7 protein-coding genes are annotated in these 8,176 nt (G+C 58.4%); 3 read left to right on the forward strand and 4 right to left on the reverse strand.

The window, feature by feature from the left end:
* Positions 1-582: 582 nt before the first annotated feature.
* Together PMX21_RS09550 and PMX21_RS09555 are read right to left on the reverse strand one after the other, a co-directional pair.
* Complete coding sequence (locus PMX21_RS09550; protein ID WP_271759251.1) at positions 583-1,062, reverse strand: hypothetical protein; 480 nt, start codon at positions 1,060-1,062, stop codon at positions 583-585.
* Positions 1,063-1,065: 3 nt separating this feature from the next.
* On the reverse strand, positions 1,066-1,581 hold the full coding sequence (locus tag PMX21_RS09555; protein ID WP_271759252.1) for a hypothetical protein: 516 nt from the start codon (positions 1,579-1,581) through the stop codon (positions 1,066-1,068).
* Between the two features lie 652 nt (positions 1,582-2,233).
* On the opposite strand from PMX21_RS09555, the gene PMX21_RS09560 reads away from it, so the two are divergent.
* The 3 genes from PMX21_RS09560 to PMX21_RS09570 all read left to right on the forward strand — a co-directional run bounded on the left by PMX21_RS09560 (position 2,234) and on the right by PMX21_RS09570 (position 5,287).
* A complete protein-coding gene (locus PMX21_RS09560) occupies positions 2,234-3,625 on the forward strand; it encodes an ATP-binding protein (RefSeq protein ID WP_271759253.1) in 1,392 nt (463 codons plus the stop codon).
* 320 nt (positions 3,626-3,945) lie between these two features.
* Positions 3,946-4,329, forward strand: coding sequence for a hypothetical protein (locus PMX21_RS09565; protein WP_271759254.1), 384 nt, complete (start codon positions 3,946-3,948; stop codon positions 4,327-4,329).
* A 280-nt stretch (positions 4,330-4,609) separates the two neighbouring features.
* Positions 4,610-5,287 carry a 3'-5' exonuclease gene (locus PMX21_RS09570; protein WP_271759255.1) on the forward strand — a complete coding sequence of 226 codons (678 nt, stop codon included), beginning with the start codon at positions 4,610-4,612 and terminating at the stop codon, positions 5,285-5,287.
* A gap of 96 nt (positions 5,288-5,383) precedes the next feature.
* Here the strand turns inward: PMX21_RS09570 and PMX21_RS09575 are convergent, their stop codons facing one another.
* Both PMX21_RS09575 and PMX21_RS09580 read right to left on the reverse strand, forming a co-directional pair.
* Positions 5,384-6,619: a hypothetical protein gene (locus tag PMX21_RS09575; RefSeq protein WP_195445187.1), complete on the reverse strand. Its 1,236-nt coding sequence runs from the start codon at positions 6,617-6,619 to the stop codon at positions 5,384-5,386.
* Between the two features lie 182 nt (positions 6,620-6,801).
* Positions 6,802-7,830, reverse strand: coding sequence for a hypothetical protein (locus PMX21_RS09580; RefSeq protein WP_271759256.1), 1,029 nt, complete (start codon positions 7,828-7,830; stop codon positions 6,802-6,804).
* Positions 7,831-8,176: the final 346 nt, after the last annotated feature.

The raw sequence follows: 8,176 nt of genomic DNA on the forward strand, positions 1-8,176 counted from the left end.
GCGCCTTTAGACGCGAGCCCGGGGCCCGTGGGTTATACCCTAAGAGCAAACCACCCTTTTTAAGGGTGGTTCTGATTGGAGCGCCTTCGCATGCGGAAGCTGCGTCCCAGATTTCGGCTCCAGAATGGGACGCGCTTTCCGGTTGGAGCTTCAAACGGAAAGCGCGTCCCGGAATCAGGCCTCAGAACGGGACACGCTTTCCGGCGGAGGCCTCAAGCGGAAACTGTGTTCCGGATTCGACGCTCAGAATGGGATGCATTTTCCGGATCGGCTCTCAAGCGGAAATTGCGTCCCGGAATCGCTGCTCAGAATGGGATGCATTTTCCTCCTGAGCCTCTGACGGAAACTGCATCCCGGAATTCGGCTCCAGAGTGGGACACGTTTTCCGGAACAGCTCTCAAGCGGAAGCTGCGTCCCGTTCTGAGGCCTGATTCCGGAACACGCTTTCCGCTGGCCCGCCATCCGGAAAGTGCATCCCGTTTTGAGCGTCCAAGCTGGGACACGCTTTCCGTTGGCGTGGCCGTTGGGAAAATGCTGCCCAGATAGGGGGGTGCAATCCGGCGATGCGCCGTTCAACAGCTCCTACAGTTCCACGTCGTTGAGCCATGTCGGTAGCGCGGTCTGCCGGATGCCTGCCGTCTGCAGCTTTTTGGCGAGCATTCCTGCCGAGCGGACCTCGCTTATGGTAAAGCGCAGCAGGGGGTGACCGTAGAGCGATAGGTGCGCCTCGCGCTGTCGTTCGGCAACGAGCGCCTCGGCGGTGGTGCGTCCGGCCAGCATGGTCTGGTCGGTATATTTGATGAGCCCGTCGAGTTCTCCCAACGTGAGCTCTCGCGCCTGGCGCTCCCAGGCAAAGTCCGTTCGTATGGGCTTGGCCGAATCGAAGGGGTCCATCAACTCGTATTGAAGCCAGTCGGGCGCAAAGCCCGTCTCGATCATGACGGCGCGGGCGACTGATTCTCCACCGCTCTCGGCGCGGGCGTCGGCATACCGAAGTGTCGTGAGGGCGGTGCGGATGGCCCGGTCGTTGCGAGTGCTCGCTCGTTGCTCGACGGCCGCCATCAGCTACTCTTGCGTTAGACCAAGCTTTGAGATCGCCGAATCGGCAATGGGCATGCCGTCGGCAAAACCAGTTTGCAGCAGGCAATCCGTCACCGTTTGAATGGGCGGCGTTACCGATATGCCGGCTCTGTGTATTGCTCCGGCCGGCTCAATCTGATGCCGCTGGATTCGGACGCCTGGGCGAGCCGACGGCTTTGTCGAGCTGCAGACATGCACAACGTTCAGGTGTCGCCACGAGACCTCGAGCCCCAGCAGGCAAGCTGCCGAAAACGAGCAGAACGTCCAATCGGGGTGGATGATCGCAAGGGCGCGAATAATCTCGCAATGACGCTGCGCCCGGTTGAGCTCATCCCAGCGCATTTTGCGCGCAAACAACCCCGACATGGGCGAGACAACCGTGCCGCCGGTGCGCCGAAGGAGCGCTTTTCGGATCGCCGTGCTCGGGGGAATCAGACAGCGCCCCTCTTGTTCGGCTTGAGTGAGCAGCTGGTCGATGAGTTGGTCATTGTAATGGGTCATGAGCTACCGCCTCCTTTTGGGTAGCAAAAACGTATCAGCTGGAACTTGCCACTCAGCTGACCAAAAGCTGACCAAAATCTAACCATGCAGATAGATGGCCTGTTTTCGGCGACATTTTTACATCCGAATCGGTGGGCGGTAATCGGCGACCTTGAACGGTAGCGAGTTATGAAGACTGGGTAAGTTTCGAGACGTGTACTTTTTGAAAAAGAGCATTCTATCTGCTGTTTTGTGTTTCTGGATCGCATATTTGAAGGCATGTGATAAGGGCTGCAGGTCGTCGTCTGTGTCGGCGGAAACTATGTCCCGGAATTGACGTTCGGAATGGGACGCGCTTTCCGGAACGCCCCTCAACCGGAAACTGCGTTCCAGATTTCGGCCTCGGAGTGGGATGCCGTTTCCGGATCGGGCCTCAAGCGGAAACTGCGTCCCGGAATCGAGCCTTGGGGTGGGACACGCTTTCCGGATGGCATGCTTGGCGGAAACTACGGCCCAGTTTTTGGCTCCAGAACGGGATACATTTTCCGGAACGGTCCACGTGCGGGGGTGTACCGCCCCTTTTGCGTGCGCCGCTTGTCGAATTGCGTTATAGCTAGCTATATTATAGGAAGGTATAATATAGCTAGCTATAACGCAAAGGAAGGATGGCCCTATGTTTATCGGAAGAACAGTGGAAATGTCCGAGCTCAATCGACTGTATGGCACGGGCTCCTTTGAAATGCCTGTGATTTACGGCCGCCGTCGCGTGGGTAAAACGCGTCTTATCACAGAGTTTATCCAAGGCAAGAAGGCTATTTACTTTCAAGCTCGTCGTACCAATGCAGTGGCAAACCTGCACGGCTTTAGCCAGGCGATACTTGCGGGTTCGGTTGGTGCTGCAGGTGTGTCGTTTCGTAGTTTTGACGAGGCGTTCGATGCGTTGGCCACCATGGCTCGCACGGAACGTTTGATTGTCGTGATTGACGAGTATCCCTATCTCGCCCAATCGAATCCCGAGATCAGCTCGTTGCTGCAAGACAAGATCGATCACTTGTACAAAGAGACCAAGCTCATGCTTATTCTGTGCGGGTCGTCGCTTTCGTTCATGGAAGAGCAGGTGCTGGGCTACGAGAGTCCGCTATACGGTAGGCGTACGGCCCAGTTTAAGATCATGCCGCTGGATTTTACGACGACCCTCGGTTTGTGGCAGAGCATGGGTCGCGAAGACGCTGCGGTTTGCTATGGCATGACGGGCGGCATTCCTGCATATATCGAGAAAGTCGATCCTACCGTATCGCTCGAGGACAACATCAAACGTCTTTTTCTTACTCCTACGGGCTATCTCTTTGAGGAGCCGAGTAACCTGCTATTGCAAGAGTGCCGCAATCCCGAGCAATATGATGCGATCGTGCAAGCAATTGCCCAGGGGCGCTCGAAGATCTCAGAGATTGCGAGCTCTATGGGAATCCCTGCGAGCAACGTAAAGAGCTATGTGGATAAGCTGGCGTCGCTTGGGATTGTCGAGCGCGAGCTGCCCCTAAACGAGACGAGCAATAAGCGAGCCGTGTATCTGCTGAGCGACCAGATGTTTAGGTTCTGGTACAAGTTTGTGCCGCAGAACATTGGGCTGATTCAAAACGATATGGCCGAGATGGCGTATAGGCGCATTGAGCCGCACGTATCGGATTACATGGGTACGGTCTTTGAGCTTATATGCAGACAATACGTGTACGAACTCGCACGCGCGGGCGAACTTGGTGTGGTGCCGGCAACAGTTGGCCGTTGGTGGGGAACGGACAATCGGACGCGTACGCAGGAAGAGATCGATTTGATTGTCGACGACGGAGAGGGCGCGGCGCTCTTTGCGGAGTGCAAATGGCGTAACGAACCGGCAGGCGAGGGTGTTCTGGAAAAGCTCGTGTACCGAAGCGAGCTCTTTAGGCGTCAGCATAAAAGCTACGTGATCTTCTCGAAGCGTGGCTTTACGCAAGGATGTCAGGAAGCTGCGGCGAGCAGGGGAGATACCAAGCTGATTTCGTTTGCCGAGATGTGCGAGCGGAGATAACCAAGCGCGCTCTGATGTGATTGCTCGGAATGGGTCGCGCTAAGGATGCCAAGCGTAAAACCTACAATGAAAATGGCGTAAAAACTACATTGAGAACGGCGTAAAAACAGCATTGAGAATGGCGTAATTTCGTATATCGCATGATCGCCCGAGCTTGCACACGGCCTTTTGCGAGCTCTTGCCATGAACGAGAGCCAGGCTGTCACGTACAAGACGCTCATAAAGGACGCCTCGTACGGTGAGACGGGCCCCGACGAGAGGACCATCGCTGCGCACCTGGATCTCTTCAACAGGCTCAAGCTGACCGAGGACCTGTGCGGATGGGAGCCATCGAGGTCAAGCTGAGTGATGCGAAAGCAGACGATGGAGCGAGAAATCTCAAGGCGCTGGAGAGGAAAGTGCTCTCCAATCCTGCCGCCCAGAATGCCGCGCCGGCGTTTTTGGCGGTCGTGGTTGGAAAGGGGAGCATTGCCTACACACGCGACGACGGCGTGGCGGTGATCCCCATGGCGGCACTTGGGGCGCAGTGGTTTTGCGGGCGTGCCGTGCTTCCTTTACCGAAAATCCATTTGGTAAACCAGATGCTCGCGGATAGAATAAAGTTGACGGCAGCCCAAGTTCTGGAGAGCTGGGAAACGCCGTTGCTTGGTCAAGAGGTCGGTGCCTTAATGGCAGCGACTTGTTATGCTTCGAATGCTGCTTGAGTGCCTCGGAAAGTTCGATAAGCGCCGTGAAGAGCGAGACCAAAGCAACCAAGAGCTCTACGAGCTCTGATGGGCCCGGGATGACCTCTGATTCAAGTCACCGGGCCTCAATCTTTTTCATCCATTTGAATAGAGCGGGCGACTCTCTTGGGGCCGTCTGCATGGCGTGTGATTAGCGCATGGTATTGCGCCCAGCTTTCATGTCCGCGTGGCCACCTATCCTTACGGCAATGTAGCCGCTTATGTAACAAGCGGCAAGCAACGGAGAAAGGCCCTAACCGTGTCAGCTGAAAAGACGCCGTGTATCTCGGCTATCGATACGACGAACTTTGCGCGCCAGATTGTGCTGGACTTTGAGTTTGCGCCGGTGCCAAAACAGCGCCAGCGCCGTGGGCTGCGCAATGAGATTATCGAGGTCGGCGCCGTCAAGCTCGATTACCACGGCAACGCTATGGGCGAGTTCTCGCAGTTTGTGCAGACGGAATTTACCGAAGGCGTTGCGTATCCCGTCCGCGAGCTCACAGGGATATCGGCTGTGGACACCGCGATGGCCGATCCGCTCTATGTGGTGATCAAAAGGCTCAGCGATTGGATTGGTCGCTACTCCGCCCAGGTGGTCTGTTGGAGCGGGGCGGACCATCGACAGCTTTTGACCGAGTGCCAGGCAAAGCATATCGACCTTTCCGCATTTCCTACGGACTGGGCCGACCTGCAGGCGTTTTACACCTCGATCATGGACGTGGGCAGCCACGGGCGCGTCTCGCTGGGCGACGCGGCGGCGTGGTTTGGCATCGAGTTCGACGAGTCGACGGGCCACGCCCACAGCGCTGGCCGATGCGCGCGTAACCGCCAAGTTGCTCAAGCAGGCGATGGACGGGGACTACCGCGTGAGTCCGCGCGCCCAGGAAGTCCGCCAACGTTGGGGGATGGGCGAGCGGGCCCAGACACGCCTCTCTAGCAAGTGCCCCGAGCTGGGCGACCTGCTGCTGAAGCTGAAGGCGGCGGGAAGGTAGGGGCGTTAGCTGTCTGCATGGCGCGTGCCTGTCGCGTATCGTTACTCTTCCTGCTGCTTGGCAGGCAAGATGTAGACGTTCTCGGCGTCCACGGCGATCTGCGCGGGGCGGTTGTAGAGGGTGTCGATCTCCTTTACGCTCTGCTTGAACGGCGTGACGTCGGGCGTCTTTGCCTGATGGAGCTTTTCGAGGAGTTTCTCGGATTGCTTGTCGTTGAACTTTCCGATGCTCTCTCCTGCGCCTTCGAGCGCCTCGTCGATGAGTGTATGGTCGCCCACGGGGGTCTTTGCGATGGCGTGACCGAGCAATTTGCCCGCGGACGCGATACCGCCCAGCAGTGCCGCATCGACGGTGTCGACAGCCCCCGCTTCGAGTGCGTTGTAGCAGTCGGTGTAGAGCTCGCGGTACGCGATCGAATCAGCCTCGATCTTCGCAGTGGCGTCCGCGAGCTTTGCGGGCTCGAAGTTCTGGGCGAGCATGGGTTCGAGGAACAGCGAGAACGCGTGGATGTAGGTGGCGAGCTGGCAGTCTTTGAGGTAGTCGAGCACCTTGTCGAGGCGTCTGCCCAAGCCGTCTCGCACCTCGATGAACCCTTTCTTTTTCAGATCCGCCTGTGCCTGCGAGCGGAAGAGTTCCATGTCCTGCGCGGACGACTGCTTGATGTCGAGCACCTTCATATGGGCGTTTGCCATGTAGGTGGCGTTGCCGTAGTTGAGGCCGTAACCGTTGAGGATGTCTGCGAGCGTCTTGAGGTTGCCACGCATGTTGGCCTTGTCGCGCTGACGCATGTACTCGAACATTTCGTCGACGGACTCCTGGATGGAGTCGAGCTTTTGGTTTATCTGCGCGATTGCGGCTGCCATGAATAGCGATGTTGGATCGTAAGGCACCTGCGTGACGCTCGTGGCGATGTCGCCCTCGACTACGTGGAAGCGCGCCTGCCCAAGGCCCTTGGCGGCGTCGCGGTAGCCCCCTGTGAGACCGCTGCCGTCCTTGAACGTGTTGAGTTTCGACGGATCGAGCGGGTTACCATATTTGTCAGTCGCCTGGAGCAGCGTGGGCACGCTCACCGTGTTGGTGACGGTGCGAAACATCGAGGGGAGCGAGGCGAACGCCACGCCGAGTTGGGGAATTCGCTCGAGCGGTAGCTTGATGGCGCCGGAGACGTCCACCCGCTTCTGAGTGAGCGCGAGGTGGATTTTGGTCGATGCGAGCTGTTTTGCCACGAGCTCCTCTCGGCCGTCGTTCGCCGAGGGTTTGGTCTCGTTGTCTGCCATAGCGCGCTCCTTGCTTACGTTGATAGTCGTGGGCATTATCTCATCGCCTGGTGGCTTGCTAGAGCGGGGTAGAGGCCGAGCGTCTGGCGAAACTCGTTAACTGATTGCATTTCAGCGGATTGGGTTGATTATAAGAGAAGGACGGCTATCCATCTGCCCTTCCCAGTTGAGTTCGCTTTGAGCTACTGTTCGTGCTTATGCTGCTTGGGCTCAAGCCTTCTCGCTGCCGTGAAGCAGGCCGTGGCCGCCATGGCCAATGCGATGCTGGCCATCCAAGTGGAGTCGCCGGTTGCAGCGAGCTTTGGTTCATCGGCTGTCGTGCGTCCCGACTTTTTTGTAGCCGCCTCGTCGGCGTCCTTTTCAGGAGTGGCAGGATCACTTTTGTTGTCGCCGGGTGAATCTACGTCGGTCTTTCCGCCCGCCTGCTCCCCTTGGGCCTTCCCCTCCACGGTGAAGGACGCATCGGTCGCCGTCCCGTCCTTCCAGACGGCCGTGACGGTGTGTCCGCCGCCGGCGAGCGTGTCCAGGTAGGACGGCCTGAGCTCGATAATCGTGCTGCCCCTGGTTGCGGTGTAGTTCTCGGCGGAGACCTCAGTTCCGTCCACGAGGAGACGCGTGAACTCATCGAGAGGACCGCTGAAGCGGAAGGTCAGACCGGCCTCGCCGTCCTTTGCATACGCCTGCCCGTCGCCCTTGGTGGCGGCATACAGCGGAGCGGTCACGTCGAAGGTGACGTCCCCCGCGTCGTCGACATCAAAGGTCTGAACGCCGGTCTTGCCGTTACGCTCGGCGTAGGCGGAGCTGTAGACGAAGGTCTCGTGGCCCGTCTTGTCGAGGACCGCGAGGGCTTGGATTTCAAACGAGCCCATCGAGAGCGACGTGGGGAACTCGATTTCGATATAGCCCCTTGCCGCATCGTAGCTGCAGCTCAACGTTTTGCGGGTCTTTAAAGAGTTCGGTTCCTCGACATAGCCGGGGTCGCCGAGGATCGGGGAGACAGACTTTACGCCGTCCGCGTCGCCTACATTGCAATAGATACGGAGGATCCCGCCGACGGGGACCCTCTTCGCGGAGATGGAAACGTTCGAGACCGTGGGCGGGTTCCGGTCGATCGCGCTGCCGGTCACCTCGAAGCACAGCTCGCTCGGGTCGCCAACCGAGAAAGTCGCGCCCGAAATGCCGTTGGCCCTGGCGTAGGAACTCTCGTACACATCGGTCTCGAACCCTAGGCCATCGGTGACCGAAAGGCCGATCAGCCTGTGCCTTCCGATCCTATTGCTGTCGAATGTGAGGTCAAACCCGTCGATAGACGAGCCTCCGTGATAATAGGCTGACGAAACAGAGCAGCCGTCGTCCGAATTCTCCCAGCCCTGCCGCAGTATGGGGGAAACGGAGCGAACGCCGTCGGCATCGGAGACGGTCCAAGAGATGTGGAGGTCGGCACCGGTTGCGACCTCCCTGCTCGAGAGCGACACGGAGGTGGATTGGCAACATCTATTTGGACGATTCCGGGAGGGACAGCCCCGCTTCCCTGAACTCGACCGGCGACATGTAGCC

Source organism: Collinsella aerofaciens (assembly GCF_028209885.1).
GTDB lineage: Bacteria > Actinomycetota > Coriobacteriia > Coriobacteriales > Coriobacteriaceae > Collinsella > Collinsella aerofaciens_BA.